We start from the raw sequence: 981 nt of genomic DNA on the forward strand, positions 1-981 counted from the left end.
CATAATAGTATTGCATGGAGGTATACCTTTAGATTTTTGGGTGATAGAGAAAAATTATTAGTAAATTTAAGAAAAAATAATATTGATTGTAGTTCTTGGTATATAGGATGCAATAAAATTTTTTTAAAAAAAGCATTGAAAAATAGTATTATTTTGGAAAATCAAATAGTAAATTTATGGCTTGATGAAAAAACTAGTATGGAAAAAATTCAAGACAATATAAAAAAAATACTTTACACCATTTGCAATCTCTCTTTAAAGGATAAAAATGAATAATCAAGAAAAATGGACACAGCTTCATGGGAATAGCAAACATCAGCCAATATATCCTCATGATATTTATATAAAATGTGTATTTAAGAATTTTAAAAAAGAGTCTAAAATTTTAGATCTTGGTTGTGGAGCAGGTAGGCATGTAAAATTTCTAGCAGAAAATAATTATATTACATATGGTTGTGATTATTCACATAGTGGAGTTAAACATACAAAAGAATTATTAAATCAATATAATTTAAAAGCTCAAGTTGAATTAGCAAATGTTAATGAACTTCCTTATGAAAATGAATTCTTTGATGGAATTTTGTGCTGGGGAGTATTATATTATAATAACAAAGAAGTTATAGAAAAAGCAGCTTGTGAGATTTATAGAGTTTTAAAACAAGATGGCAAAGCTTTTGTTTTAACTCGAAATTTAAATGATTATAGATATAAACATGGAGTAAAAAATAATGATAAATATAGCATAACAATACAAGAAAACAATCCAAAACGTTCAGCTTATGCTGAAAATGGAATGAATATGTATTTTTTTGATAAAGAAGAAGTGAAAAGAGTTTTTTCTATGTTTAACAATATAGAAATAAATACTCTAGAAATATATCATGAAAATAATAATATTTGTGATAGTGATTATGTGATATTGTTAGAAAAATGAAGAAATTGTTAATATATACTAATGGAGGATTAAGTATAGGACTTGGT

General features: G+C 24.4%; 2 protein-coding genes. Both read left to right on the forward strand.

Annotation, left to right across the window (positions count from 1 at the left end):
• Positions 1-276, forward strand: a 276-nt coding sequence (locus tag E2O22_RS08005; RefSeq protein ID WP_207921010.1) for a hypothetical protein, incomplete at its 5' end; no start/stop codon positions are given.
• Positions 269-934 (forward strand): class I SAM-dependent methyltransferase, encoded by a 666-nt coding sequence (locus E2O22_RS07800; protein ID WP_133319980.1) that lies wholly within the window; start codon positions 269-271, stop codon positions 932-934. The genes E2O22_RS08005 and E2O22_RS07800, both read left to right, overlap by 8 nt.
• Positions 935-981 lie beyond the last annotated feature (47 nt).

The sequence above is a fragment of the Campylobacter lari genome (assembly GCF_004357905.1).
GTDB classification, from domain to species: Bacteria; Campylobacterota; Campylobacteria; order Campylobacterales; family Campylobacteraceae; genus Campylobacter_D; species Campylobacter_D lari_D.